Consider the following 24060-nt stretch of genomic DNA (forward strand, 5'->3'; position numbering starts at 1 on the left):
CTTCGTCGTATCCGCTTACATGCCTTTGGGATTGGGGCCGTACTGGTTGGGGCCCGGTTCGCTGTCGAACAGGTCGAAGACGACCAGGACGATCCAGCCGACGAACGGGATGAGCCCGATGAACCACCACCAGCCGGACCGGCCCGTGTCGTGGAGCCGGCGCACCTGCACCGCGATGCTCGGGATGAGGACCGCGAGTCCGTAGAGCCAGCCGATGAAGTTCCAGAAGTTCGGGTCGTTCTGGTCGTTGCCCAGGCACTGGAAGATCGCGCCGATGATGGCGTTGACCAGGACGAACCACCAGAACTCGCGACGGCGGGAGCGGCCGCTGAACACCGCGTACTTCTTGAGGGCGGTCATGTACCAGCTCATAGCCGTGCCCCTTCCCCGCTCCGCGTGGCGGAGCGATGCCATGATCCGGCACCGAACGGCACCGGACCAGGACATCGTAGGGCGAAACCGTCGACAGTAGAGCGGACTTCAGCGTTCCGAGGACCGCGTCCGCAGGGCCCGGCCGACCGCCACGGCGGCGATCAGGACCAGTGCCGCGGCGATGACCGCCACGGTGCGCAGGCCGTCGGTGAACGCGGTGCGAGCGGTCTCCATGAGCGCGTCGCCGGCCGCGGCCGGGAGCGTCGCGGCCATGTGCGCGGCCTCGCCGAGCGTCTCGGCCGCGGCGGCCGGGGCATCGCCCATCTCGGCCCGGTAGATCCCGGTCGAGAGCGAACCGAGGAGCGCCACGCCCATCGCGCCGCCGAGCTCGTACGCGGTCTCTGAGATCGCCGAGGCCGCGCCCGCCCGGTCGGCCGGGGCCGCCGCGAGGATCGCGTCGTTGGTCACCGTCTGCGCCAGCCCGGAGCCGCCGCCGATGAGGGCGAACGACACCGCGACCACGAGCGCCCCCGAGTCGACCCCGATGAACGCCATCGCCGCGAATCCGGCGATCACCAACACCAGACCCCCGATGATGGTGCGCACCATGCCGATCCGCTCGGACATGCGCACCGCCACCAGACCGGTGACGACCGAGACCGCCATGCCCGGCAGGAGCAGCAGCCCCGCCTCCATGGGGGAGTAGCCCAGCACCAGTTGCAGGTACTGCGTGAGCAGGAACAGCGCCGAGATCATCGCGAACACGATGGTGAAGTTCGTCGCCAGCGAGGCGCTGAAGCGGCGCAGCTTGAAGAGTCCCACGTCGATCAGCGGGTGCTCCAGCCGCTTCTGGCGACGCACGAACCGCACCCCCGCGAGCGCGCCGACGCCGATCGCGGCGGCGGCCGTCCACGTCAAGCCGTGCTCGGCGATGGTCTTGACCCCGTACACGAACGGGAACAGCGCCAGGAACGACAGCGCGACACTGGCCAGGTCGAGCGTGCCCGGGTTCGGGTTCTTCGACTCCGGCAGCAGGAACGGCGCGGCCAGCACGACCGCGATGGAGACCGGCGCGGCCATCAGGAACACCGAGCCCCACCAGAAGTGCTCCAGGAGCCAGCCGCCGATGATCGGCCCGGCCGCCGAGCCCGCGGAGAACCCGGAGGCCCACACGGCGATCGCGAAGCGGCGCTGACGGTCGTCGTGGAAGAGGTTGCGCATGAGCGCCAACGTGGTCGGCATGAGCGTCGCGCCGGCGACGCCGAGGAGCGCGCGGGCGGCGATGAGCGATTCGGCGTTCGGCGCGTATGCGGCGAGGACGCTCGCGGCGGCGAACGCGGCCGAGCCGATGATCAGCAGGCGGCGGCGCCCGAAGCGGTCGCCGAGCGTGCCCATGGTGACCAGGAGTCCGGCGAGGACGAAGCCGTAGACGTCGACGATCCACAGCAGCTGCGAGCTGGTGGGCGCGAGGTCTTCGGACAGGAACGGCACGGCGAAGCCGAGCACCGTCATGTCGATGGAGATGAGCAGCACCGGGAGCACGAGCACCGCCAGTGCCCAGCCCTGCTTGGCGCTCATGCGGGCGCGGGGCTCCTGCGGTGCGCGAAGCGTGGTGGCCATGGGTTTCACTACTTTCTGAACGTGAGCCGAAGCACGGCTCGCGAGGCGGCATCCCAGACGCCGGGCGTGCCGGAGGCCGACACGCCCACCAACTGTACCGTCCGGACGGTACAGTTGTCACGAGGAGGAAACATGAACGAGCCGGAGATCACCACCCGGGACCGCATTCTCAACGCGCTCCAGCGCATCCTCGTCGACGAGGGCTCCTCGGGCGTGACCTTGGAGAAGGTCGCCGCCGAGGCCGGTGTCTCCAAGGGCGGCCTGCTCTACCACTTCAAGTCGAAGTCCGACCTCTACGACGGCCTGGCCCGCCGCTTCCGCCTCCAGGAAGAGGCGAACATCGCCCGGGCCCGCGCCACCGGTGTCGTCGAGACCTTCCTGCGCGTCTCCGAGGTCGAGTCGGCCGAGTCGGCGGCCGGACTCTGGGCCCTGCTGACGGCCATGCGCGGCAAGGCCGAGCTCTCCGAAGCCGCCAAGGACGACGTGCTCTTCATCTTCAACGGCTGGTCCGAGCTCATCCACGAGCAGATCGAGGACCCGGTCACCGCCGAGATCGTCCGCCTCGTCGGCGACGGCCTGTTCCTCTCGGCGCTCTCGGGCGTGCCCCTCCCGAGCCATGAGGTCATCGAGGGGATCCTGCGGCGACTCAAAGACGCCGCCGGAGAGGACTGAGCCGGTTACCTGAGCCGACTAGTGTGGCCCTCGTGCATGAGTACCGAGTTCTCGACAGCGAAATCATCCATCGCGGCTGGGCTTACGACCTGACCGCCGAGACCGTGGCGATGCCCGGCGGCGGCAGTGCCCGCCGCGAGTTCATCGCCCACATCGGCGCCGTCGTCGCGGTCCCGCTCGACGAGCAGGGCCGGGTCGGCCTCATCCGCCAGTTCCGGGTCCCGCCAAAGGAACTCATGTGGGAGCTGCCCGCCGGCATCCGTGACATCCCCGACGAGGACCCCGCCGACTGCGCCCGCCGCGAGCTCGCCGAAGAGGCCGACCTCCAGGCCGCCGACATGGTGAAGCTCGGCGAGTTCTTCACCAGCCCAGGCATTTCCAATGAGTTGATCCACTACTTCCTCGCCACCGGCCTCTCGCCGGTGCCCGAGGCCGAGCGGCACGAGCGCACCGACGAGGAGACCCACATCGAGCTCGTCTGGTGGGACTTCGACAAGGCCCTCGCCGCGGTCGCCGACGGCGAGATCCGCAACGGCGTCTGCGCCCTCGCGCTGAGCCTCGCCAAGCTGCACCTCGGTAAATAAGGCGCACGCTCACATGGCCCGCCGCGCGTTGTGCGGCGGGCCGACTTACGATCACGGCGACGACGCCGTCCGAACCGCTGACCCAGAAGGAATGCGGGTTCTCGGACGCCTGGCGTCCTAGACTGCCCGTGCGGGATGCCGATCGGCCCCGAACTGGCACAACGCTTCGGAAGGAACCCGCACGTGAAAGTCGCCGTCCCCCGCGAGATCAAGAACAACGAGTACCGCGTCGCCCTCACCCCCGCCGGGGTCCACGAGCTCGTCGCCGCCGGCCACGACGTCGTCATCGAGACCGGTGCCGGGCTCGGCTCCGCGATCAGCGACGCCGACTACCGCGCCGCCGGCGCGCTCATCTACCCAGACGCTGACTCGACTTGGGACGCAGGCGATCTCGTCCTCAAAGTCAAAGAGCCGATCCATGACGAGTTCCACCGGATGCGGCCCGGCCAGACCCTCTTCACGTACCTCCACCTCGCCGCGAGCGCCGAATGCACCGACGCGCTCCTGGAGCGCCACATCACCGGCATCGCCTACGAGACCGTCCAGACCGCCGACGGGCGCCTGCCGCTCCTGGCGCCCATGAGCGAGGTCGCCGGACGCCTCGCCGTCCAGGCCGGGGCCTACCACCTCCAGCGCCCCGAAGGCGGCCGCGGCACCCTCATGGGCGGCGTCCCCGGAACCGCGCCCGCCCGCGTGGTCATCATCGGCGCCGGCGTCTCGGGCATGAACGCCGCCGCCATCGCCGTGGGCATGCGCGCCGACGTCGAACTCCTCGACCTCAACATCGACAAGCTCCACGCCGCCGACGACCTCTACCAAGGGCGCCTGCGCACCATCGTCTCGAACCGCTTCGAGGTCAAGCGCGCCTGCAGCGAGGCCGACCTCGTCATCGGCGCCGTCCTCGTCCCAGGAGCCAAGGCCCCCACCGTGGTCGACGACGAAGTGCTCGCCGACATGAAGGACGGCGCGGTCCTCGTCGACATCGCGATCGACCAGGGCGGCTGCTTCGCGTACTCCAAGCCCACCACCCACGACGACCCCACGTTCACCCACGCGGGCAAGCTCTTCTACTGCGTCGCGAACATGCCCGGGGCCGTCCCGAACACCTCCACGTACGCGCTCACCAACGCCACCCTCCCGTACGTCATGAAGCTCGCCAACCTCGGCTGGGTCGCCGCCCTCAAGGCCGACCCGGCCCTCGCCCGCGGCCTCAACACCTACGCCGGACAGGTCGCCAACGAACCCGTCGCGCTCACGCACCACCTGCCGCTCAAACCGATCGCGCAGGTGCTCGCGGAGAACTGACGTCCCAACAGGACTCGAGCCGCTCACCCGCACAGCGGGCGAACTCACGCCGGGTGCCTCGGAGTCTCCCAAGCCGTCGACAGCCTCGATACACTGACGTACAGTCGCTAAGACAGGCAATGGTGAGACGCCCGGCACCCGGTGTCGACCTCGCACCCGGAGGCGCGAAGAAATGAGCAGTGTGGACAGCAACGACAAATGGGCGGCCCTGCGCGGTGCCGCGCAGATGCCTCCCGCTGACGGAACCGAGGACCTCTCCTCGCCCGACCCCGAGGCGTACACGAACAAGCGCGAGATCCCCCAGCCGCAGCCGCTGGAACGACACGGCCCGGCCCGCGTCATCGCCATGGCCAACCAGAAGGGCGGGGTCGGCAAGACGACCACGACCATCAACCTCGGTGCGGCCCTTGCCGAGTACGGCCGCAAGGTCCTCATGGTCGACTTCGACCCGCAGGGCGCGCTCTCGGTCGGCTTCGGCACCAACCCCCACACGCTCGACCTCACCGTCTACAACCTCCTCATGCAGGACGACGTCGACATCGACGACGTCATGGTCAAGACGAACGTCGCCGGCCTGCGCCTGCTCCCGGCCAACATCGACCTCTCGGCCGCCGAGATCCAGCTCGTCAACGAGGTCGCCCGCGAGCAGACCCTCGCCCGCGTCCTGCGCCCGGTGATCCCCGACTTCGACTACGTCCTCATCGACTGCCAGCCCTCATTGGGGCTCTTGACGATCAACGCGCTCACCGCCGCCCACTCGGTGCTCGTGCCGCTCGAGTGCGAGTTCTTCTCGCTGCGCGGCGTCGCCCTCCTGCTCGACACCGTCGACAAGGTCCGCGAACGCCTCAACTACGACCTCGAGCTCGACGGCATCCTCGCCACCATGTACGACTCGCGCACCACGCACTCGCGCCAGGTGCTCCAGCGCGTCGTGGAAGCCTTCGGCGACAAGGTGTTCTCCACCGTCATCACCCGCACGGTGCGCTTCCCCGAGACCACGGTCGCGGGCGAGCCCATCACCACGTGGGCCCCCGCCTCCTCCGGCGCCCGCGCCTACCGCCAGCTCGCGCGTGAGCTGATCGCCGCCACCGACAAATAGGGTGTCGAAGTCCTTACGGCACATGAAACCCGGAGTTCACCCCGTAGTGTCCTGGGCGCCCGTCTAAGCTTGCGTGCGTGACCGACCAGCAGCCGCCCCAGCTCCCGACCCAGCGGGAGGGCGAACCGGAGGAGGCCGAGAGCGGCTTCCACGTCCGGCTCGCCAACTTCGAGGGCCCGTTCGACCTGCTGCTCCAGCTCATCGGCAAGCACAAGCTCGACGTCACCGAACTCGCCCTCCACCAGGTCGCCTCCGAGTTCATCACCTATGTCACCGGACTCGACGACGCCTGGAACCTCGAGGAGACCTCCGAGTTCCTCCTCATCGCCGCCACCCTGCTCGACCTCAAGACCGCCCGGCTCCTGCCCGGCACCGTCGTCGACGACGAAGAGGACCTCGCGCTCCTGGAAGCCCGCGACCTGCTCTTCGCCCGGCTCCTGCAGTACAAGGCCTACAAGGAGGCCGCCGGCGCCCTCGCCACGTTCGTCGAGTCCGCCTCGACCCGCGTGCCCCGCAACGTCGGACTCGAAGAGCGCTACAAAGGCCTGCTCCCCGAACTCGTCCTCGACCTCACCCCCGAAGCCTTGGCTGCCTTGGCGGCCAAGGCGATGGTCCCCAAACAGGTGCCCACCGTGGGCACCGGCCACATCCACATGCAGCGCGTCTCGGTGCGCGAGCACGCCGTGATCCTCTCCCGCCGCCTCCAGCGCGTCCAGACCGCGACCTTCCGGGCCCTCACCTCGGACTGCGAATCCCACCTCGAAGTGGTCGCCCGGTTCCTCGCGCTCCTGGAGCTGTACCGGGAGGCCCTGGTCGGTTTCGAGCAGATGCAGGCGCTCGGCGAACTCACAGTGCGCTGGCTCGGCGGGAACATCACCGAGATCGAGGTCGACGAATACGCCGGAACACCGGAGACGGGGGAGGAAGCCGCGACATGACCGAGCACCTGAGAGCCGACGAGGTGGCCGAATGGCGCCCGCCCTGGCAGCGCCACGAGGACGCCCCGCACGACGAAGCGGCCCCTGCCCGGCCGGACACGCCCGCGGACGAACCCGTCGGCGACCCCGACGAGTACGCGCAGGCCGTCGGCGTCCCGTCCCAGTCCTCCGCCGAGGCCGCGGCGGCACCGGGGGACGAGGTCGAGGACACGAGCCCCGTCCCCGACGACGTCGACCTCGGCGCGGTCCTGGAGGCGATTCTCATGATCGCCGAGGAGCCGCTGAGCGAGGATTTCCTGTCCTCGGTATTGGAGCGGCCACGTTCACAGGTGCGCGAGCAGCTCGGCCGACTCAGCGCCGAATACACTGGTGATGGACGCGGATTCGATCTGCGTCGCCAAGCCGGCGGCTGGCGCTTCTATACCCGGGCTGATTACGCCCGCTACGTGGAGCGGTTCGTCACCGACGGCGCCTCGGCCCGCCTCACCAAGGCGGCGCTGGAGACGCTCGCCGTGGTGGCCTACCGGCAGCCGGTCACCCGCGGCCGCATCTCGGCCATCCGGGGCGTGAACTGCGACGGCGTCATGCGCACGCTGGTCGCGCGCGGCCTGGTCGAGGAGTGCGGGACCGACCCGGACTCGACGGCGACGCTCTACCGCACCACCACCCTGTTCTTGGAGAAGATCGGACTGGACACGGTCGCACAGCTCCCAGAGCTGGCCCCGTTCCTACCGGACGACGTGACGGATATCGAGGAAGATGAACAACGCTGACGAAGAGGGCATCCGCCTGCAGAAAGTGCTGTCGCAGGCCGGGATCGCCTCCCGCCGTGCCGCAGAGGACCTGATCTCCCGCGGCAAGGTGAAGGTCAACGGCGAGCCCGCCCGCCTCGGCCAGCGCGTGGACCCGGCCAAGGACGTCATCAAGGTCGGCGGCAAGCGGGTCGTGACGAACGTCGACCTGGTGTACTTCGCGATCAACAAGCCGCGCGGGATCGTCTCGACCATGGAGGACGACGAGGGCCGCCCCTCGCTCGCCGAGTTCGCCAAGGGCATCGACCAGCGCGTCTTCCACGTGGGGCGGCTCGACACCGACTCCGAGGGCCTGCTGCTGCTCACCAACGACGGGGAGCTCGCCAACCGCATCATGCACCCCTCGCACGGCCTGCCGAAGGTCTACCGGGCGCAGGTCGCCGGGATCATGGACCGCAACACCTGGAACAAGCTGCTCAAGGGCGTCGAGCTCGAGGACGGCCTGGCGAAGGCCGACAAGCTCAAGATCATCGACGAGCACGCCGGGCAGTCGTTGATCGAGATCACGATCCACGAGGGCCGCAAGCACATTGTGAGGCGGCTCATGGACGAGGTCGGGCATCACGTCTCGCGACTCGTGCGCACCGAGATGGGGCCCGTCAAGCTGCGGAACCTCAAGCCGGGGACCCTGCGGCGGCTCACCCCGAACGAGATCGGGGAGCTGTACCGCGAAGTCGGACTCTAGCTAGCTGTACTGACGGGAAGGGCAAGGCCCGGTTAGGGTTCCGGCATGTCAACCATTCTGAACGTGATCTGGTTCGTGCTGGCCGGGCTGTGGCTCGCCATCGGCTATTTCGTTGCCGGCCTGATCTTCTGCATCTTCATCGTGACGATCCCCTTCGGCATCGCGAACATGCGGCTGGCCGGATACGTGTTGTGGCCCTTCGGAAGAACGGTCGTGTACGACCGGTCGGCCGGGTGCTTCTCGTTGATCGGCAACATCCTGTGGCTGATCCTCTTCGGCTGGGAACTCGCGATCGCCCACCTGGTGACCGGTCTGGCCCAGGCGGTCACGATCATCGGGATCCCGCTGGCCGTGGCGAACTGGAAGATGATTCCGCTGGCGCTGTGGCCGATGGGCGCCCAGGTGGTCGACCGCCGCTGAGTCACCGCGCGTTCGCCGTGGTCACCAGGTAAAACCCGGCATGATGTAGGTTTGCTGGGTTTGCAGTTGAAGAACGGAGCGCGACAGTGCCTGAGCAGAAGAGCGGACCGGTCGTCGCGATCGACGGCCCGTCCGGGGCAGGGAAGTCGACCGTGGCCAAGACCCTGGCGACCGCGATCGACGCCGCGTACCTCGACACCGGCGCCATGTACCGCGCCGCGACGCTGGCGGTCCTCAACGCCGGCGTCGACCCTTCGCAGACCGCGCAGGTCACCAAGACGGTGAAGAACGCGAAGCTCGAATTCGGGACGACTCCCGAAGACCCGTTCACGCGCGTCGACGGCGAGGACGCCGACCTGGCGATCCGCAGCGACGACGTGACGAAGGCGGTCTCGGCGGTGGCCGGGAACAAGACGGTGCGGAAGTTCCTCATCGACGAGCAGCGGCGGATCATCGCCGAAGCCAAGGCGGGCATCGTGGTCGAGGGCCGCGACATCGTCTCGGTGGTCGCCCCCGACGCGAACGTGAAGGTCTACCTGACCGCCGACCCGGTGGAGCGCGCCAAGCGCCGCGCCGCCGAGAACGGCGCGGACCAGGCCGCGACCAAGCAGGACATCGAGCGGCGCGACACGGCCGACTCGAAGACCACCAAACCCCTGGAGGCTCCGGAGGGGGCCGTGGTGATCGACTCCACGACGCTGCCGATCGTGGAGGTAGTGGCCAAGATTCTGGCATTGCTCAATAACAGGGACATTGATGACTGACGAAGAGACCATGGCCGAGTTCGACGGTTCCGGCTGGATTGACGGCGAGGACACCGACGAGCGCGGCCCGGTCCCGACGGTGGCCGTGGTCGGCCGCCCCAACGTGGGCAAGTCGACACTGGTCAACCGCATCCTGGGGCGCCGCGCCGCGGTGGTGCAGGACGAGCCGGGCGTGACCCGCGACCGCGTGGCGTACGACGCCGAGTGGGCCGGGCGGGAGTTCAGCCTGGTCGACACCGGCGGCTGGGACCCGGACGCGGAGGGCATGGCGAAGTCCATCGCCCTGCAGGCCGAGCTGGCGATGCGCACCGCGGACGTGATCGTGTTCGTGGTCGACTCCCGCGTGGGTCCCACGGACGCCGACGAGGCGGCCGTGCGCATCCTGCGCTCGACCCGCAAGCCGGTCATCCTGGTGGCCAACAAGGCCGACTCGGAGCGGCAGGAGGCCGAGGTCCACGAGCTGTGGAGCCTGGGCCTGGGCGAGCCGTTCCCGATCTCGGCGCTGCACGGCCGCAACTCGGGCGACCTGCTCGACAAGATCATCTGGGCGTTCCCGGAGGAGCCGACGGGCCAGCTCAAGGAGCAGGGCCCTCGCAAGGTGGCCCTGGTGGGACGCCCGAACGTCGGCAAGTCGAGCCTGCTCAACCGCATCGCCGGTGAAGACCGCGTAGTGGTCGACAACGTGGCGGGCACGACCGTCGACTCCGTCGACTCCCTCGTGGAGATCGACGGCGAGGACTGGATCCTGGTCGACACCGCGGGCCTGCGCAAGCGCGTGAAGTTCGCGTCGGGCACGGAGTACTACGCCTCGCTGCGCACCGAAGCCGCCGTGGAGGCCGCCGAGGTCGCCCTGGTCCTCCTGGACGCCTCCGAGCCCATCAGCGAGCAGGACCAGCGGGTCCTGACGCAGGTGACGGAGTCCGGCCGCGCGATGGTCCTGGCCTTCAACAAGTGGGACCTGGTGGACGACGACCGCCGCTACTACCTTGAAAAAGAGATCGACCGCGAGCTGGGCCAGGTCTCCTGGGCCCCGCGGGTGAACGTCTCGGCCATGACCGGCCGCGCCGTGGAGAAGATCGCCCGCGCGCTGCGTGAGGCCCTGGAAGGCTGGGGTCAGCGCGTCAGCACCGGCGAACTGAACAAGTGGATCAGCGACCTCCAGGCCGCGACTCCGCACCCGACTCGCGCCAACAAGGCCCCGAAGGTCATCTACGCGACCCAGGCCGCGGCCGAGCCGCCGCGCTTCCTCCTCTTCACGAACGCGCCGTTCGAGAAGCAGTACCTCAAGTTCATCCAGCGCAAGCTCCGCGAGGACTTCGGCTTCGTGGGAACGCCCATCGAACTGGTGGTCAAACCCCGCGAATCCCGCAAGAAGGACAAGCGCAAATAGCCAGTCTCACACTGGGGACCTCGCCTCCGAGGCCCCAGTGGCTATAGGCTAAAGTTGTCACCGCTGCGGACAACGCGGCGGAAAACGGGCTGTGGCGCAGCTTGGTAGCGCACTTGACTGGGGGTCAAGGGGTCGCAGGTTCAAGTCCTGTCAGCCCGACAACTATATATACGAGTATGAATATGATTCATATTCATTGTGCGGCAAGGGAACTCGTGCGAGATGGACTCATCTTGCATGAGTTCCTTTCGTTGTACTCGCCGCGAGATCGCTTGGTGCTCAACGAGATCTGGCCCAAACGCGCCTCGTCCTGGTCGGCCCTGCCGCTGTCCTACCGACTGCTGCTGGTGGTCTCCTACTGGCGGACCAACCTCACCTTGTGCCAGCTCGTGCCCTTGTTCGGCATCTCGAAATCCGCCGCCGACCGGATCATCGATGACCTGGCCGAAGTTGGTCTTGCGTCCGCGCAGACGATTCACCAAGAAACCCGTGCTGATCGTGGACGGCACGCTGGTGCCCACGCGGGACCGGTCGATCGCCGCGCCGAGCAGGAACTACCGGTCCGCTCCCTTTCGTGAGTCTCAACGGCATGTTCGTCTCGCGGCGCGGGCGCACGAAGCTCATTGGACACGATTTCGTTCCGGACTACCTCTCCCGGGTCGATGTCATGGAGGCGCTGATGGCTGGGCTGGACGCACTGGTCGCGCTTGTCGACCTCGTGCCGCACGACTCGGTCGTAGCCATGCTGCAGGCGGAGTGCCAGGTTGGCAACATGATGCCGGCATTCCCTCAGATGCGGACAGTATGGCGGGTCGTGGGCAAGGCTGAAGCCGCCATAATCGCGGGCGACCCCGTCGACCAGGTCGTGCAGGAACTCGCGGCGGTGATCCGACATGCGATGGAGTCGTGGTGAACTCGTCGGTGGTCGAGCGTGCCCACAGGAGGCTGGTCGGGCCTCCGGCCGGACAAATGACCCGTCGACGGCCCGACCTCCGGGTCAGACAGTGAGGAAAGGCTGCACTCGAGTCGTCTGGGCGAACATGGGCCCACCGGGGCCGCGGAGGCGAGTATGAAGGCGGTTGGGCTGCCCCTTGGCTATCGCCGGTAGTGCGGGATGCGCATGCGCAAGAGGTGTGAGCCGTCCGGGAGTGATTCGGCTACTAGTGTGCCGCCGAGATTGGCGGCGCGTTCGGCGAGTCCGAGGTGGCCTGTCGCGGCAGAGGGCAGCGGTTCGTCAGGCGGTTCGGTCGCGGGCGAGTTCGAGACTTCGACGAGGATGCCTTGGGCGTCGGCGGTCGCGGTGATGCGGACGCGGGCCCCCGGGGCGTGCTTGCGGATGTTGGTGAGTCCTTCTTGGACGGTCCGGTAGACGGCGCGCTGGATCGCCGGGGCGAGGTCGTCCGGGAGGTCCAGGTGGGATTCGATCGGCAGGTCCTGTTCGGCGAGCAGTTCGCGGAGCCGGTCGACGGTGGGCGGAGGGGCGAGGTCGGACACCGGCGCGTCGCTGTCGCGCAGCAGCAGCACCATCTGGCGGAGTTCGTCGAGGGTCGCGGCCGCGAGGGTGCGGATCCTCCGGGCGGTCTCGACGGTGGTCGGGTCCTCTGAGCGCACTTGCAGGCCACCGGATTGGACGGCGATGAGGCTGACCTGGTTGGAGACGACGTCGTGCATCTCCCGGGCGAGGTGGGCGCGTTCGGTCGCGGCCGCTTCCTGGGCGATCCGCCCGTGCTCGTGCTCGCGGGCCTCGCGGAGCGCGGCGAGGCTGGATTTGAGCATGTGCCGGGTGCGCTGCAGTTGCCCGATCGCGATGGCGCCTCCGGCGGTCATGAGGGCGTAGACCGCGAAGATCAGCGTCGTGTTGACCGATGCGAAGTACACCCAGAACCCGCTCAGACCGAGGAAGACGGCGCTCCCGGCGATCGCGAGGACGGGTATCGAGCTGGTCGAGGCGGCGAGAGAGTACAGAGCGATGACCGCGGCGGTCGGCCCGCCCACGACGAACAGTGCAGGAAGTGCGAGCAGCACACTGGCCCAGGGCCATCGGCGGCGCAGGACGAGGCCGAGGGCGGCGACGACGGTGAGCGCGAGTTCCACCGCCCCGTGCCGGTACAGGCCGAGCACGCCGTCGATGAGTGCCACTGCGACGATCGACGATTCGATCGCGATGCGGCGCAGGCTCATGGCGCCACGCGCAGCAGCCCGGCGCGTTCGGCGACGAGCGCGGCGGCGACGCGGCCTTCGACTTCGAGCTTTCTGAGGATGGTGCTGATGTGCGCCTTCACCGTCGCCGGGCTCAGGTAGAGCTGCTGAGCGATCTCCGCGTTGGACGCGCCGGTCGCCAGGCGGATGAGGATCGTGCGCTCGCGGTCGGTGAGCTTCCCGACGAGCCTGACATCGTCAGGGGCCTTCGGCCGGAGGTATCCGGCGATCACCGTGCGGCTCACCGCAGGCGAGAACACCACCCCGCCGCCGTGGAGGGTGCGCACGAGCTGCGGGAGCTGCTCGGGATCGGTGTCCTTGAGGAAGAACCCGGCCGCGCCCGCGGCCAGCGCGGCGGCGACGTGCTTGTCGGACCCGAACGTGGTGAGCATGGCGACCGTGGTGGTGCTGCCGCGCCGGCGCAGGTCGGTGAGGACGTCGAGCCCGGAGCGTCCGGGCATCCGGATGTCCAGGAGCACGACGTCGGGCCGGTGTGCCTCGATGACCTTGACCGCGTTGTACCCGTCGGTCGTCGCGACGACCTTGATGTCGTGAGCGGCACCGAGGATGTACTCGAACCCTGATCGGATCAGGGCCTCGTCGTCGACGATGACGAGGCGGATCGGCGCGGAGTCGGGCATGGTCCCATCTTAGGAGCCGTCCGACGAAAGTCGGACCTCTCAGGCCGCGACCCCACCCGGTCGGACGCGACCGTACCCGATCGGCCGATGAGTCCGGCCGGTGCGTTCGAGCAGTTTGTATCCAGACGAACAGTTTGGAGCAGTCTCATGGCGAACGAAGAGGAACCCCCGGTGCGCCGGAAGCGGACGGCGGTGATCGGCGGCCTGGTGGCCGGGGCCGTCGCTGTCGCGGCGGTCGTGATCGCAGTCCCCTGGGCCCTGGCCGGGCAGGGCGTCGCGGACCTGCGCGCTGACACGAACCGGGACGGTGTCGTGGACGTCGAGGGCGACAGCGATGTCGAGGGCAAGGGCGAGTGGACGGAGGAGCGTGGCGCGGTCTTCCTGCCGAACATCGGTGACAGCGCCGGACGCGGCAGGCCGAGCGACCCGGCCAACGCGGGGTTGAGCGACGCGGAGCTCGCGGCGATCCACGACGCGAACGACGACGTGCCCAGGGCGACGGAGAACTTTGCGCCGCTGCGCACCATGCCGATCGACGACCTCGACGGCGACGCCACCGGCACGGTCGCGCTCGTGGGAGACGGCGCCGACAAGGCTCGGTTGTTCCTGGAGCGGGGCGGCGAATGGGTCTTCGTCGACGAGTCCACGGAGCTGACCCGCGACGAGCTCGCGGCCGGTCTCGTGCTCGGCATCGACGGACGCGACGTGATCCGCCCGGGCGAGTGGGACGGCACGGTCACGGTGCGGTTCACCGTCGAGCAGGGGCTCATGGACGACACCGACGAGGTGCAGATGCGCGTCGCGCCGGTCCTCACCCATCACCACCTGCAGGAGGTCGAGCAGGTCGTCACCTCCTCGGACCCTGGCAGTCCGGAGCAGACGAGGTTCGTCGCGGACCTGACCGAGCGGACGGGGGTGATCGGGCAGCCCGATCCGATCGCGCTGAACGCGCCGTGGGACCAGTGGGCGCAGGACTACATGGAGCCGGGCTACGCGACGATGCCGGGCCCGGACGGGACGGTCACGTCGATCCGGATCATCATCCGCTCGCCGCAGACCGTGCGCGAGGCCGGACGCCAGGTGTTCGAGCTGCGCGGGCCCGGTGTCGGCGCCATCCAGTTCGAGGAGGGCCGGCGCGACGAGGTGAACTCGATGGGCAACGTCGAGACCACCCCGCCGTACGAGCTCAACGGGGTCTCCTACCCGGCGGGCCGGATCATCACCGGCGCCCAGGGACAGAAACTGCCGGCGTCGCTTGAGTTCTTCCAGGCGCAGGGCGCGCAGGACCCGATCGTGCTCGACTCCAACTGGCTCGGCATCGGGCACGTGGACGAGTTCGTCCAGTTCCTGCCAGCCGACAATGAACGGGGCTGGACGATCGCGGTCATGGACCCGGCCGTGGGCCGCAAGGTCCTCGAGGATGCGCAGGCGGCCGGGCACGGGGACGCGTTGACGAACTCCCGCCCGGTCCAGGAGGGAGGCTCCGACTCCTTCTTCCCCGAGCCGCCGAAGCGGACGATCGACGAGTACCTGGCCGACGCCGATGCCCTCGCGCAGAACGAGAGCGCGGCGTCGCACATCGAGGAGAACCTGGAAGTCCTGCTCAAGGAGACCGGGGTCGGCGCCGACGAGGTGGTGCGCATCCCGGCGCTGTTCGAGGACATGGCGTTCTTCTCCGATGCCGGTGCGAGCGAAGAGGCGCCCGCCGAGGGTGAGCCTTCCGACGAGGGCGCGGAGGAGTTCGAGATGCCGCCGGGGTTCGCGAACGACGACCGGGGACCGGACGACCCGGACCACGGCTGGGCCGCCGCTTACGTGCCGGGGGCGATCAACGGCATCGTCATCGGCACCGACTACCTCGCCCCGCAGCAGTGGGGACCGGTCGTGGACGGCACTGACATCTTCGCTGAAGCCGTCTCGCGCGCTTACGCCGACGCGGGGATGACCGTGCAATGGATCGACGACTGGGACAGCCACCATGTGATGGGCGGCGAAGTCCACTGCGGCACCAACACGCTGCGCACCATGGCGACTTCCTGGTGGGAGCAGTAGTCGGGACCTGAGCGGGCACCGACTGCTCTGCGTAGCGGCGATGGTGCGACCATTCCCGCATGTGGTAGCGAACTGGGCCGGAAACTCTCGGGTTTCCGGCCTGTCGGCAAGACTGCTCGGGCGAACCTGGGTCTTCTCGATCCAGGTCAGGTCGCCGACCCACCCCTGGCTCGAAGTCGTGCCCCCGTTGACGGCGGCTGGTCGGCCGTCTGACCCAGCCGCCCATGCGGTGTCCGACTCCAGTTCGGGGCCGGACACCGCATGCCCTGAAAGCCTGGTCGCCCAGCTCGTCCATGGCCTCGGTGCTGTCGCTGTGTGCTCAGGACGCGGGTTGGTCGCTGGGGAAGAAGACCTTCTCGACCTGGTCGTGTTGGGTGTGCAGCTCCCAGTACAGCGGCGCGATCTCTTCCGGTGCGGTGGCGCCCGGCTGGCGGCCGATCCACGCGCCGATCGCTATGTGGCCGACCTGTACTCCTCGGGGAGCGGCGGCGGCGTGTAGACCGTGGGCCCAGTTGCGCAGCCACGCCGCGGCAGGGGCGATGTTGCCGAACATGTCGTGACCGAGTTCCGGGTGCACGGACGAGGCGCCGGTGGTGAACAGGATCGTGCCCGAGCCTCGGGCGAGCATCTCCGGAAGCACCTGGTTGACCGCCGCCACGGCACCGTGCACGTAGAAGTCGAGCTGGATCTGCACGTTGTCATGAGTCAGCTCGGTGGAGGAAGCCGCCGGCAGTGTCGGGTTGGCCGGCGAGTACTCGAAGACGTCGATCTGCCCGAATCGCTGCCTGACCGCCGCGAGGCCGGAGACGATCGATGGCCGGTCGAGTACGTCGGCGGCGAAGACCGCCGCTTCGATGCCCTGGCCGGTCAGTTCGGCCACGACCGGGTCCAGCTTGGCTGGACTACGCGACAGCAGCGCGACCCGGTGGCCTTCCTTGCCGAAGGCCTGGGCGATGGCGAGCCCCATTCCGGGACCGGCACCCATGATGGCGATGGTAGGCATGACTTCTCCTTCGATGAGAACAGCGTTGTGAACAGCGGGATTCGGTGGAACCGAGGACTGCTTGAGTTGGTGAGGCGGAAGAGATGCAGGCGGGGCAGGCGCTCGGCGGCGTGCAGGGCCGGTGTCAGTTGCTGATCCGCAACTCCTGCCGCGCGTATCGCGGGTCATCGGCCTGAGTGAGCATGAACTCCGCGAGGTCGGCCCGGGAGATGCGCGAGCCGACCCGGTCCCCGGATCCGGTCGCGGTGCGCACCTTGACACTTCCCGATCCAGGCGTGTCGTCAGGCGCGGTGACGGCCACGATGGTCCAGTCGCGATCCGAGCTGCGAATGGCTTCGCCCACCGCGGCCGACTCGTTGACCATGGGGCGGGTGGCGGGCAGCAGCCTGAACAGAGCGAAGCTCGCGCCGCGCAACGCGCGCAGCAGGGGGTTGCGGGGAATCAAGATGCTCGGCCCCCAGCTGTAGACGAGCCTGCGGACGCCGTGGGTGCGCATCGCGGCCAGGATGGTCCCTGTTCCTGACGCGAGGGGCAGGTCCCGTGGCCCGCCGAAGATCTTGGGTCTCAGGGCGGCGAGGACGGCGTCGGCGCCGCGGACAGCGTCCTCAACGGCCACCTCGTCGGTCAGTTCGCCCTGCGCGATCCGCAGCCGTTCGTGGCGCAAGGTGAGCTTCGCCGGATTTCGGATGAACGCCACCACGTCGTGGCCCGCGGCGAGCGCCTGCTCGGCCAGGTGCGTGCCAGTGCGCCCGCTGGCGCCGAAGATGGTCAGTTTCATCAAGTCCCCCGAGCCTGGTCCGAGCCGAAGCGGGGCACTGCCAAACAACACGAGGGGTGCCTCACCTTTCGGGGCGAGCGTAGCACGGAAGTCGAGTCCCCCCTCAAGTTGGTAAGCTGCGGAGTATGCCTCCTGAACCCGTACCGGCCGCGACCACAGCCTCCGCGCCCGCCCGGCCGCTGCGTCGGGACGCGCAGCGCAACCGCGACTCGCTGCTTGCCGCAGCCCGGGCCATGTTCGCCGAGCACGGGATGAAGGCGTCGCTGGAGCAGGTCGCCAAGCGCGCCGGGGTGGCCATCGGCACGCTCTACAAACACTTCCCCGCCCGGCTCGACCTGGTGCAGGAGGTCTTCGCCAGCAAGCTCGCGATCTGGGTCGCCGCCGCCGAGCAGGCGCTGAACATGGAGGACGCGTGGGAAGGGCTGTGCCTGTTCCTGGAAACCATGTGCGAGCTTCAGGCCCGTGACCGGGGTTTCAACGACTTCGTCTCGATCCGGCTGCCGGAGAACGCCTGCCTGGCCGGCCAGCAGACCCGGATTCATGACCTCGGCGTGCGCATTGTCGAACGGGCGAAAGAACAGGGCAGCCTACGACCCGACCTGGCGCCTGAGGACCTCGCTTTCATCATCTGGTCCCACAGCCGGATCATCGAGGCGACCGACGGGATCGCCCCGCATGCCTGGCGCCGCCACCTGCACCTGATGCTCGACGGCTTCCGCGCCGACCGCGCCCACCCACTCCCCGAACCGCCCCTGACCGCCCAACAGCTCTACCGCGCCATGCTCCGCCTCGGCGGCGCCGACTGACTACCTGGACCTCCGAGCTGGTCGCCGTCATGCCGGACGAGTGCGTTTCCAATGCCGACCTTCTGGCCACCACCAACGCGTAGCCTTCGTCCGGCCCGCCTGCCCAAGATGATGTCGAGAGTGGGCCTGGGCCATTCCACACCGTCTGTACCACGCGCCTCTGCGGCAAGTCGGCTGTTCAGCGCTGGTTGGCGGTGCCGAGGGTGGACCAGCGAGCGGCGACGTGGCCGGGGTGGGCGAGGACGCCGGGGGCGGGGTGGCCGGTCATGAGCGCTTGAGCAGCGCGTGAGCCGATGGCCTCGAGTTCCATGTCGACGCTGGTGATGGGGTGGCGTCCGTACTGGGCGAGGACGGGGCGGTTGTCGAAGCCGACGACGGCGACCTGGTCGGGGATGGTGATGCCCTCGGCCAGAAGGCGGTCGATGGCGCCGCGGGCGATCGTGTCGTCGCCGCAGACGAGGCCGTCGACGGCGGCTCCTGAGGCGAGGATCCCGCCGACGGCATCCCAGCCCCATTGCTCGGACCAGTCGCCGTAGAGGATCTGGAAGGGGCTGACCGGGAGTCCAGCGGCAGTGAGCTGCGATCGGGTGCCTTCGGCGCGGTCGCGAGCGGCGACTTCGCCGGGCCTGCCGCCCAGGTGGAAGATGTCGCGGCGGCCGAGGTCGGTGAGGTGTTTGGTCGCCATGGTGCCGGCGGCGAGGTTGTCGGCGATGACTGAGGCGTCGCGGGGGTCGGAGGAGGGCGCGAAGACGTAGACCGCGGGGGTGTCGTGGAGGTCCTGAGCGGGGGGCCGGGACTCGGGGATGTTGCCGACGATGAGGATGCCGTCCACCCTGCGCTCCTGGAACCCGCGGATGTAGTGGGCCTCCAGCGCGGGGTCGCCTCGGGTGATGGAGAGCAGGACGCTGGACTGGTCGGCGCCGAGCGCGTTCTCCACGCCCACCACAATCTTTGGTGCGAAGCGCCCGTCGAGGTCGTTGGTGACGATGCCTACCGATTGCGTGCGCCCGGCCAACAGGCCCCGGGCGAGGGCGTTGGGCCGGAAGTTGAGATCGGCGGCCGCTCGCTGCACGCGGGCCTTGGTCTCGCTTTTGACGTCGAAGCGGTCATTGAGCGCCTTGGAGGCGGTGCCGACGCTGACGCCGGCCGCTTTCGCCACGTCCGTCAACGTCGCGCGCGCTCGCGGCTCCTCGGACATCGGGCTCCTTTTCGGGGGCGGCTTGACAGGCGGTCGATCGACAGTCTAGCATCCTCGAAAACCTTTTCGAAACTTCCCCGCACCGCGAAGGACACCTACGGGACCGCTCCGCACACCTAGGAGGCTCATCATGAGATGCACCGCCCCTCGCCCGACTGTCATGCGACAGACAACCGCATCTCACAGGCGATTCATGACATATGGCATCGCCGAAGCGAGCGCAGCCCTGTTCAGCTCCGCCGGCCATTCGGAGCGTTCGAAATCCTTTTCGCTTACGTGCTGAGGCATCGAAACGAGAAGAAGGCGATCGTGAACGATTTCGCCAGCCGCAACGATCTGGAAGGGCGCCAGCGCGCGGCACAACCGCGCTGACCACCACTCGAAAGGAAACACATGTCCAGCCACCACTCCCGCCGCACCCCGCTGCCGATCCCCGACGTCACCATCGAGGACGCGTTTTGGGCCCCGCACCGCGAGACCGTCCGCACCAAGTCCCTCCCCCATCAAGAGCACCAGCTGCGCACAGGCGGGCAATTCGAGGCCCTCAAACTGGAATGGAAGCCCGGAGTTGCGGGCGAGCCGCACATCTTCTGGGAGTCCGACGTCGCCAAGTGGATCGAGGCCGCCAGCTACGTCCTCGCACGCGAAGAGGACCCCGACCTCGATGCGGCCGTGGACGAGGCGATCGCGCTCCTGTCCGGCGCCCAGCAGGACGACGGCTACCTGAACGTCTACTTCACCGTCGTCAAACCCGGTCAGCGGTTCACTGACCTGCGCGACGCCCACGAGCTGTACTGCGCCGGTCACCTCATCGAAGCCGGCGTCGCGCACCATGAAGCCACCGGCAAGACGACGCTGCTGGACATCGTGCGCCGCTACGCCGACCTCATCGACCGCGAATTCGGTCCCGGCGGATCCTGCGAGGGCGGCTACGACGGCCACGAGGAGATCGAACTGGCCCTCGTCAAGCTCTACCGTGCCACCGGCGAGCGCCGCTACCTCGACCTGGCACTGCGCCTGGTCGATAACCGCGGCACCCAGCCGTATTACTTCGATGCCGAATGCGAACGCCGCGGCACCGAGGGCTACTTCGGCACCTTTCTCCAAGACCGCGTCCGCCGCGTCGACTGGTTCCGCCAGTACAACCAGACCCACCTGCCCGTCCGCGAGCAGACCGAGACCGTCGGGCACGCCGTCCGCGCCATGTACCTCTACACCGCCATGGCCGACCTCGCCGCCGAGACCGGCGACGCGACCCTCACCGCAGCATGCGAACGGCTATGGGACGACATGGTCGGCACCAAGCTGTACGTCACCGGCGGCCTCGGCGCACTCCATGAGATCGAAGGCTTCGGCCCCGCCTACCACCTCCCCGACCGCGACGGCTACGCCGAGACGTGCGCTGCGATCGGCCTGGTCATGTGGGCCCAGCGCATGACGCTGCTGACCGGCGAGGCGAAGTACGCCGACGTCCTCGAACGGGCCCTGTACAACGGCGTCCTCTCCGGCATCTCCGCCGACGGCACCCGCTACTTCTACGGCAACCCGCTCGCCAGCGACGGCTCCGTCGAACGCTCCGAATGGTTCGGCTGCGCCTGCTGCCCGCCCAACCTCGCCCGCCTCCTGGCCTCCCTCGAGCACTACATCTACGCCACCGACCCGACCGGACTCGTGGTCAACCTCTACATCGCCGGCAGCGCCCGCCTCGAACACGGCGGTCAGACCATCCGCCTCGCCCAGGCCACCGACTACCCCTGGGACGGACGCGTCCGCCTCACCCTCGAGGCCGACCACGACACCGACCTCACGCTCAAGCTGCGCCTCCCGGACTGGTCAGACGGCCCGACGCTCACCATCGACGGCACCGAAGTCGACACCACCATCGAGGACGGCTACCTGCACCTGGCCCGCACCTGGGCCCCGGGCACCGTCATCGACCTCGACCTGGGCATGTCCCCCAAGCGGGTGCGCGCCAACCAGAAGGTCGCCGCCGTCCTCGGCAAGGTCGCCCTCCAGAACGGCCCGATCATCTACTGCGCCGAAGGCATCGACAACGCCGGTGCCGTCCCGGCCCTGACGATCCGGCCCGACGCCGAACTCCGCATCGAACACGACAGCAGCTCCAACCTCGACACCGTCACCGTCGAGGGTGTCTGCGAACGCCAGAGCGGCGACGCGCTCTACAGCACCGACGCACCGAAGGCCGAACCTACGAGCATCCGCGCCGTGCCCTATTTCTCGTGGGCCAACCGCGGCAAATCCACCATGGCCGTCTGGCTTCGCGAAACCGCCGCCGGCCACTAATCCCAGGTGGGGCAGGCCGATTCGGCCTGCCCCAACACGAACCAGTGGCTCTTGGCTTTCGTGCCTATCGGTGTTCGCGGAGGATGCGTTTGATGGTGCTGATGTCGACACCATATGCGCGGGCGAGTTCGGCTTGGGTGGTGCCGACGGTTGCGTAGGCGCGGACGATGGTGTGGCGTTGGTCGGGGGTGAGGCGGTTGTTGGTGGCTTGGGGCCGGTTGGAGTTGCCGTGGACGAGGCGTTTGACACTTCGGATGCTGATGCCGTATTCGGTGGCGAGGTGCTGCTGGCTGGCGCCGGCGTTGAAGGCGGCGACGAGGGTGTCGCGGTCGGTGGGGGAGAGGCGCTTTCCGAGGGCTCGTGAGGGTGCTGGCGGGTACGCGACCGGGGGCGGTTCGCCGGGGGATTCGGGGGCCAACGGGCCGGTTTCGGGGCCGCGGGCGGGCGAGGGGCCGGTCAGGCGTTTCAACAGGCCGTCTAGCTGGGGGTTTGGGTTCGAATAAGCGAGTGTTAGGCCGACAAATGCCCAGGTCAGAGAGGTTTCTCTGACCTGGGTTTCGTCGTTTATGGACGATTTTCGCCCACTCTGGACGTGGTTAAAGGGCGGCAGGTTCAAGTGACACTGCCACGCCCGCAATCGTGTAACCTGCGGAAACGCTGCGTTGTTGTTCCGGTAGGGTCCGCCGCTCGCACTTGTCAGGACGCCAAAGGGTGGCGGGTTCAAGTGCGGCCGTGTCTACACCCGAACAGGTGAACATCTGTGGTTCTGTCGCATTTCTCGTCATAGATGCTGGACCGATCCGTCCCCTCCGCAGACCGGCGATACAGGAGCTGGTCGCATGAATGGAGGCGAGAACGGCATGAGCATGCTGACCAATCGCCGAGCCCAGCGCTCGGCGCTCTACGCGATGGCTATCCACGGCATCGACACCCCACCACCGCAGCCCGGGGCACTGCGTCCCTTCGGCGGGGGAGAACCGCCCGATACGACCACCTCGGGCCCGGCTGGCGCCTGCTTCGGTGACGGGATCCTTTTCGGGGAGTACGCGTTGCGGTACTGGCTGCCCAACCACCCCGTCGAGGCCTCAACGCGCGAGGGCTACACCTGCGCCCTCCACGCACATCTGCTGCCGTTCTTCGGTCACCGGCGCCTGAGCGACATCATTCCGACGACCATCAAGCAGTGGCTGTCCATCCTCAAGGCCGGCGGGCTCTCGGTGGCGAACCGCCGCATGCTCAAAATGGTCCTCAGCGCGGTCTTCACCAGCGCTGTCGACGACGGCGGTGGGATCCGCGGCAGCGGGGTCGCATTGAGGGATGCGGTGTCGAAGTGCTGGGCGAGCCATGCGCGGGCCAGGACTGCGGTACGGCCGGCCTGGATGAGGCGAGCCTCGACGAGTTCGATCGTCCGGCCGGGACGCACCACGGTCACGTCGACCTCGACGGTTTCGAGAGGGAGGGTACCGAGGATGTCGCACGACAGGCGCGAGAGCTGGAGGCGATGGCCGCGGCGCCGGTCGTGCTCGGTCTCGATCGCGTGGGCGAGGAGCCCGATCGCCGGTGAAATGTGCTGCTCGGCCGGATTCCAGCCGCCGCCTACTTGCGGAGTGGGCCGAAACCGGTCCTCGCTTTCGCGCTCGAAATACGCATCACTCGATGTCACGAGCCGTTCCTTCCCTTGCGCCTCACCGGACTCACGCGACCAACTGCTCGGTCAGGAGCGCGGCGGCGATGACGATGAGCGCGGCGCCGGAGATTCGGACGGTCCACCGCGCCGCCGTCGGCCGCGTTTTCAGCACCCGCTGGGCGCACACGCCCACCACCGAGTAGACCACCGCGCAGGTGGCGGTGTGGACCAGGCCGAGCACGATGATCTGCAACGCGACCGGCCAGGATGCGTCGGGGTCGGTGAACTGCGGCAGCAGGGCCAGGAACAGCAGGAACACTTCGGGTTCAGTCCGCTCACCCGGCGCCCTTGAGCGCCTGGCGGATCGGGGAGTCGCCCGACTCGTCCTGGCCGGCCTCGGGAACGGAGGGCCTGTCACCGGCGGCTCCGGGCCTTGGAGGCCTCGGGGGTGATCACCGGCTACCGCGCTCAACTCGATCCCCAGGCGCTCGGGCTGAACTTCGAGGCGCTCGTCTTCGTCACGATGACCGCCGCCGACCGCGGCACCGTCACCACCTTCGAGGAGGCGGTCGCCGAAGTACCCGATGTCATTCAGGCCCAGCGGCTCTTCGGCGACCCCGACTACCTGCTACGTGTCATTGCGCGCGACCTGCCCGAGTTCCAGGCGATCTACGACGAACGCCTCTCCACACTCCCCGGCGTCCTCCGCCTCACCTCCACACTCGTCATGAAGAGCGTCGTGGAGGACCGGCCGCTTCCGTTGTGAGCGTGGGCCTTCGGCTTTGCGGCCG

The 24060-nt window shown here is 68.4% G+C and carries 24 protein-coding genes, 1 tRNA gene and 3 pseudogenes; 18 read left to right on the forward strand and 10 right to left on the reverse strand.

Annotation, left to right across the window (positions count from 1 at the left end):
- Nucleotides 1-15: 15 nt before the first annotated feature.
- Together ACFO8M_RS24320 and ACFO8M_RS24325 are read right to left on the reverse strand one after the other, a co-directional pair.
- Nucleotides 16-372, reverse strand: a complete 357-nt coding sequence (locus tag ACFO8M_RS24320) for a DUF805 domain-containing protein (RefSeq protein WP_387980358.1) — start codon at nucleotides 370-372, stop codon at nucleotides 16-18.
- A 108-nt stretch (nucleotides 373-480) separates the two neighbouring features.
- Nucleotides 481-1992 carry an MFS transporter gene (locus ACFO8M_RS24325; RefSeq protein ID WP_387980359.1) on the reverse strand — a complete coding sequence of 504 codons (1512 nt, stop codon included), beginning with the start codon at nucleotides 1990-1992 and terminating at the stop codon, nucleotides 481-483.
- A 132-nt stretch (nucleotides 1993-2124) separates the two neighbouring features.
- Here ACFO8M_RS24325 and ACFO8M_RS24330 point away from each other — a divergent pair, with 132 nt between their 5' ends.
- From ACFO8M_RS24330 to ACFO8M_RS24390, 13 genes and pseudogenes are all read left to right on the forward strand, one after another.
- Entirely contained in the window at nucleotides 2125-2664 is a 540-nt protein-coding gene (locus tag ACFO8M_RS24330; protein WP_387980361.1) for a TetR/AcrR family transcriptional regulator, read from the forward strand.
- 32 nt (nucleotides 2665-2696) lie between these two features.
- Complete coding sequence (locus tag ACFO8M_RS24335) at nucleotides 2697-3248, forward strand: NUDIX domain-containing protein (RefSeq protein WP_387980362.1); 552 nt, start codon at nucleotides 2697-2699, stop codon at nucleotides 3246-3248.
- Nucleotides 3249-3431: 183 nt separating this feature from the next.
- Complete coding sequence (ald, locus tag ACFO8M_RS24340) at nucleotides 3432-4553, forward strand: alanine dehydrogenase (RefSeq protein ID WP_387980364.1); 1122 nt, start codon at nucleotides 3432-3434, stop codon at nucleotides 4551-4553.
- Nucleotides 4554-4779: 226 nt separating this feature from the next.
- Nucleotides 4780-5652 carry a ParA family protein gene (locus tag ACFO8M_RS24345; RefSeq protein ID WP_387980806.1) on the forward strand — a complete coding sequence of 291 codons (873 nt, stop codon included), beginning with the start codon at nucleotides 4780-4782 and terminating at the stop codon, nucleotides 5650-5652.
- A gap of 77 nt (nucleotides 5653-5729) precedes the next feature.
- Nucleotides 5730-6590, forward strand: a complete 861-nt coding sequence (locus tag ACFO8M_RS24350) for a segregation and condensation protein A (protein ID WP_387980365.1) — start codon at nucleotides 5730-5732, stop codon at nucleotides 6588-6590.
- Complete coding sequence (scpB, locus tag ACFO8M_RS24355; RefSeq protein ID WP_387980366.1) at nucleotides 6587-7363, forward strand: SMC-Scp complex subunit ScpB; 777 nt, start codon at nucleotides 6587-6589, stop codon at nucleotides 7361-7363. The genes ACFO8M_RS24350 and scpB overlap by 4 nt, the downstream gene beginning before the upstream one ends.
- A complete protein-coding gene (locus ACFO8M_RS24360) occupies nucleotides 7350-8087 on the forward strand; it encodes a pseudouridine synthase (RefSeq protein ID WP_387980367.1) in 738 nt (245 codons plus the stop codon). The genes scpB and ACFO8M_RS24360 overlap by 14 nt, the downstream gene beginning before the upstream one ends.
- 45 nt (nucleotides 8088-8132) lie before the next feature.
- Entirely contained in the window at nucleotides 8133-8507 is a 375-nt protein-coding gene (locus tag ACFO8M_RS24365; protein ID WP_387980369.1) for a YccF domain-containing protein, read from the forward strand.
- A gap of 86 nt (nucleotides 8508-8593) precedes the next feature.
- On the forward strand, nucleotides 8594-9271 hold the full coding sequence (gene cmk, locus ACFO8M_RS24370; RefSeq protein ID WP_387980371.1) for a (d)CMP kinase: 678 nt from the start codon (nucleotides 8594-8596) through the stop codon (nucleotides 9269-9271).
- Nucleotides 9264-10661, forward strand: a complete 1398-nt coding sequence (gene der, locus ACFO8M_RS24375; RefSeq protein WP_387980372.1) for a ribosome biogenesis GTPase Der — start codon at nucleotides 9264-9266, stop codon at nucleotides 10659-10661. The genes cmk and der overlap by 8 nt, the downstream gene beginning before the upstream one ends.
- 85 nt (nucleotides 10662-10746) lie before the next feature.
- Nucleotides 10747-10820 (forward strand) — tRNA-Pro (locus tag ACFO8M_RS24380).
- Nucleotides 10821-10843: 23 nt separating this feature from the next.
- Nucleotides 10844-11222: pseudogene (locus ACFO8M_RS24385) on the forward strand (transposase family protein); the annotation flags it as partial.
- 13 nt (nucleotides 11223-11235) lie between these two features.
- Complete coding sequence (locus ACFO8M_RS24390; protein ID WP_387980819.1) at nucleotides 11236-11574, forward strand: hypothetical protein; 339 nt, start codon at nucleotides 11236-11238, stop codon at nucleotides 11572-11574.
- 182 nt (nucleotides 11575-11756) lie between these two features.
- On the opposite strand, the gene ACFO8M_RS24395 is transcribed toward ACFO8M_RS24390, so the two are convergent.
- Together ACFO8M_RS24395 and ACFO8M_RS24400 are read right to left on the reverse strand one after the other, a co-directional pair.
- Nucleotides 11757-12842: a sensor histidine kinase gene (locus tag ACFO8M_RS24395; RefSeq protein ID WP_387980373.1), complete on the reverse strand. Its 1086-nt coding sequence runs from the start codon at nucleotides 12840-12842 to the stop codon at nucleotides 11757-11759.
- A complete protein-coding gene (locus ACFO8M_RS24400) occupies nucleotides 12839-13501 on the reverse strand; it encodes a response regulator (RefSeq protein WP_387980374.1) in 663 nt (220 codons plus the stop codon). Before ACFO8M_RS24400 ends, ACFO8M_RS24395 begins: the two co-directional genes overlap by 4 nt.
- A 147-nt stretch (nucleotides 13502-13648) precedes the next feature.
- Here ACFO8M_RS24400 and ACFO8M_RS24405 point away from each other — a divergent pair, with 147 nt between their 5' ends.
- Nucleotides 13649-15553, forward strand: a complete 1905-nt coding sequence (locus ACFO8M_RS24405) for a protein-arginine deiminase domain-containing protein (protein WP_387980376.1) — start codon at nucleotides 13649-13651, stop codon at nucleotides 15551-15553.
- Nucleotides 15554-15872: 319 nt separating this feature from the next.
- Here ACFO8M_RS24405 and ACFO8M_RS24410 read toward each other — a convergent pair whose 3' ends face one another.
- Together ACFO8M_RS24410 and ACFO8M_RS24415 are read right to left on the reverse strand one after the other, a co-directional pair.
- The gene (locus ACFO8M_RS24410) at nucleotides 15873-16556 is read right to left on the reverse strand and encodes an SDR family NAD(P)-dependent oxidoreductase (RefSeq protein WP_387980378.1); all 684 of its coding nucleotides are present in this window, start codon (nucleotides 16554-16556) and stop codon (nucleotides 15873-15875) included.
- 124 nt (nucleotides 16557-16680) lie between these two features.
- A complete protein-coding gene (locus tag ACFO8M_RS24415; RefSeq protein WP_387980380.1) occupies nucleotides 16681-17334 on the reverse strand; it encodes an NAD(P)-dependent oxidoreductase in 654 nt (217 codons plus the stop codon).
- 125 nt (nucleotides 17335-17459) lie between these two features.
- On the opposite strand from ACFO8M_RS24415, the gene ACFO8M_RS24420 reads away from it, so the two are divergent.
- Nucleotides 17460-18140 carry a TetR/AcrR family transcriptional regulator gene (locus ACFO8M_RS24420; protein WP_387980381.1) on the forward strand — a complete coding sequence of 227 codons (681 nt, stop codon included), beginning with the start codon at nucleotides 17460-17462 and terminating at the stop codon, nucleotides 18138-18140.
- Between the two features lie 178 nt (nucleotides 18141-18318).
- On the opposite strand, the gene ACFO8M_RS24425 is transcribed toward ACFO8M_RS24420, so the two are convergent.
- Entirely contained in the window at nucleotides 18319-19338 is a 1020-nt protein-coding gene (locus ACFO8M_RS24425) for a LacI family DNA-binding transcriptional regulator (protein WP_387980382.1), read from the reverse strand.
- A gap of 393 nt (nucleotides 19339-19731) precedes the next feature.
- Between ACFO8M_RS24425 and ACFO8M_RS24430 the strand changes: the two genes are divergently transcribed.
- Nucleotides 19732-21642 (forward strand): glycoside hydrolase family 127 protein, encoded by a 1911-nt coding sequence (locus tag ACFO8M_RS24430; protein WP_387980383.1) that lies wholly within the window; start codon nucleotides 19732-19734, stop codon nucleotides 21640-21642.
- A gap of 64 nt (nucleotides 21643-21706) precedes the next feature.
- Here ACFO8M_RS24430 and ACFO8M_RS24435 read toward each other — a convergent pair whose 3' ends face one another.
- Nucleotides 21707-22111 (reverse strand): hypothetical protein, encoded by a 405-nt coding sequence (locus ACFO8M_RS24435; protein ID WP_387980384.1) that lies wholly within the window; start codon nucleotides 22109-22111, stop codon nucleotides 21707-21709.
- Nucleotides 22112-22550: 439 nt separating this feature from the next.
- Here ACFO8M_RS24435 and ACFO8M_RS24440 point away from each other — a divergent pair.
- Nucleotides 22551-22778: pseudogene (locus ACFO8M_RS24440) on the forward strand (hypothetical protein); the annotation flags it as partial.
- A 5-nt stretch (nucleotides 22779-22783) separates the two neighbouring features.
- On the opposite strand, the gene ACFO8M_RS24445 reads toward ACFO8M_RS24440, so the two are convergent.
- A complete protein-coding gene (locus ACFO8M_RS24445) occupies nucleotides 22784-23305 on the reverse strand; it encodes an acyl-CoA thioesterase domain-containing protein (RefSeq protein ID WP_387980385.1) in 522 nt (173 codons plus the stop codon).
- A gap of 31 nt (nucleotides 23306-23336) precedes the next feature.
- Nucleotides 23337-23588, reverse strand: a complete 252-nt coding sequence (locus ACFO8M_RS24450) for a LysE family transporter (protein WP_387980387.1) — start codon at nucleotides 23586-23588, stop codon at nucleotides 23337-23339.
- 93 nt (nucleotides 23589-23681) lie between these two features.
- Here ACFO8M_RS24450 and ACFO8M_RS24455 point away from each other — a divergent pair.
- Nucleotides 23682-24035, forward strand: a pseudogene (locus tag ACFO8M_RS24455) (Lrp/AsnC family transcriptional regulator); the annotation flags it as partial.
- Nucleotides 24036-24060: the final 25 nt, after the last annotated feature.

This window comes from Glycomyces rhizosphaerae (genome assembly GCF_042647865.1).
Taxonomy (GTDB): Bacteria; Actinomycetota; Actinomycetes; order Mycobacteriales; family Micromonosporaceae; genus Glycomyces; species Glycomyces rhizosphaerae.

Bases quoted from the DNA above. Each gene is read 5' to 3' on its own strand.
- scpB (WP_387980366.1), top strand. From the start codon at position 6,587: ATGACCGAGCACCTGAGAGCCGACGAGGTGGCCGAATGGCGCCCGCCC.
- ACFO8M_RS24360 (WP_387980367.1), top strand. From the start codon at position 7,350: ATGAACAACGCTGACGAAGAGGGCATCCGCCTGCAGAAAGTGCTGTCG.
- ACFO8M_RS24400 (WP_387980374.1), bottom strand. From the start codon at position 13,501: ATGCCCGACTCCGCGCCGATCCGCCTCGTCATCGTCGACGACGAGGCC.
- ACFO8M_RS24345 (WP_387980806.1), top strand. From the start codon at position 4,780: ATGCCTCCCGCTGACGGAACCGAGGACCTCTCCTCGCCCGACCCCGAG.
- ACFO8M_RS24430 (WP_387980383.1), top strand. From the start codon at position 19,732: ATGTCCAGCCACCACTCCCGCCGCACCCCGCTGCCGATCCCCGACGTC.
- ACFO8M_RS24415 (WP_387980380.1), bottom strand. From the start codon at position 17,334: ATGAAACTGACCATCTTCGGCGCCAGCGGGCGCACTGGCACGCACCTG.
- der (WP_387980372.1), top strand. From the start codon at position 9,264: ATGACTGACGAAGAGACCATGGCCGAGTTCGACGGTTCCGGCTGGATT.
- ACFO8M_RS24405 (WP_387980376.1), top strand. From the start codon at position 13,649: ATGGCGAACGAAGAGGAACCCCCGGTGCGCCGGAAGCGGACGGCGGTG.
- ACFO8M_RS24330 (WP_387980361.1), top strand. From the start codon at position 2,125: ATGAACGAGCCGGAGATCACCACCCGGGACCGCATTCTCAACGCGCTC.
- ACFO8M_RS24320 (WP_387980358.1), bottom strand. From the start codon at position 372: ATGAGCTGGTACATGACCGCCCTCAAGAAGTACGCGGTGTTCAGCGGC.
- ACFO8M_RS24425 (WP_387980382.1), bottom strand. From the start codon at position 19,338: ATGTCCGAGGAGCCGCGAGCGCGCGCGACGTTGACGGACGTGGCGAAA.
- ACFO8M_RS24410 (WP_387980378.1), bottom strand. From the start codon at position 16,556: ATGCCTACCATCGCCATCATGGGTGCCGGTCCCGGAATGGGGCTCGCC.
- ACFO8M_RS24420 (WP_387980381.1), top strand. From the start codon at position 17,460: ATGCCTCCTGAACCCGTACCGGCCGCGACCACAGCCTCCGCGCCCGCC.
- ACFO8M_RS24325 (WP_387980359.1), bottom strand. From the start codon at position 1,992: ATGGCCACCACGCTTCGCGCACCGCAGGAGCCCCGCGCCCGCATGAGC.
- ACFO8M_RS24395 (WP_387980373.1), bottom strand. From the start codon at position 12,842: ATGAGCCTGCGCCGCATCGCGATCGAATCGTCGATCGTCGCAGTGGCA.
- ACFO8M_RS24365 (WP_387980369.1), top strand. From the start codon at position 8,133: ATGTCAACCATTCTGAACGTGATCTGGTTCGTGCTGGCCGGGCTGTGG.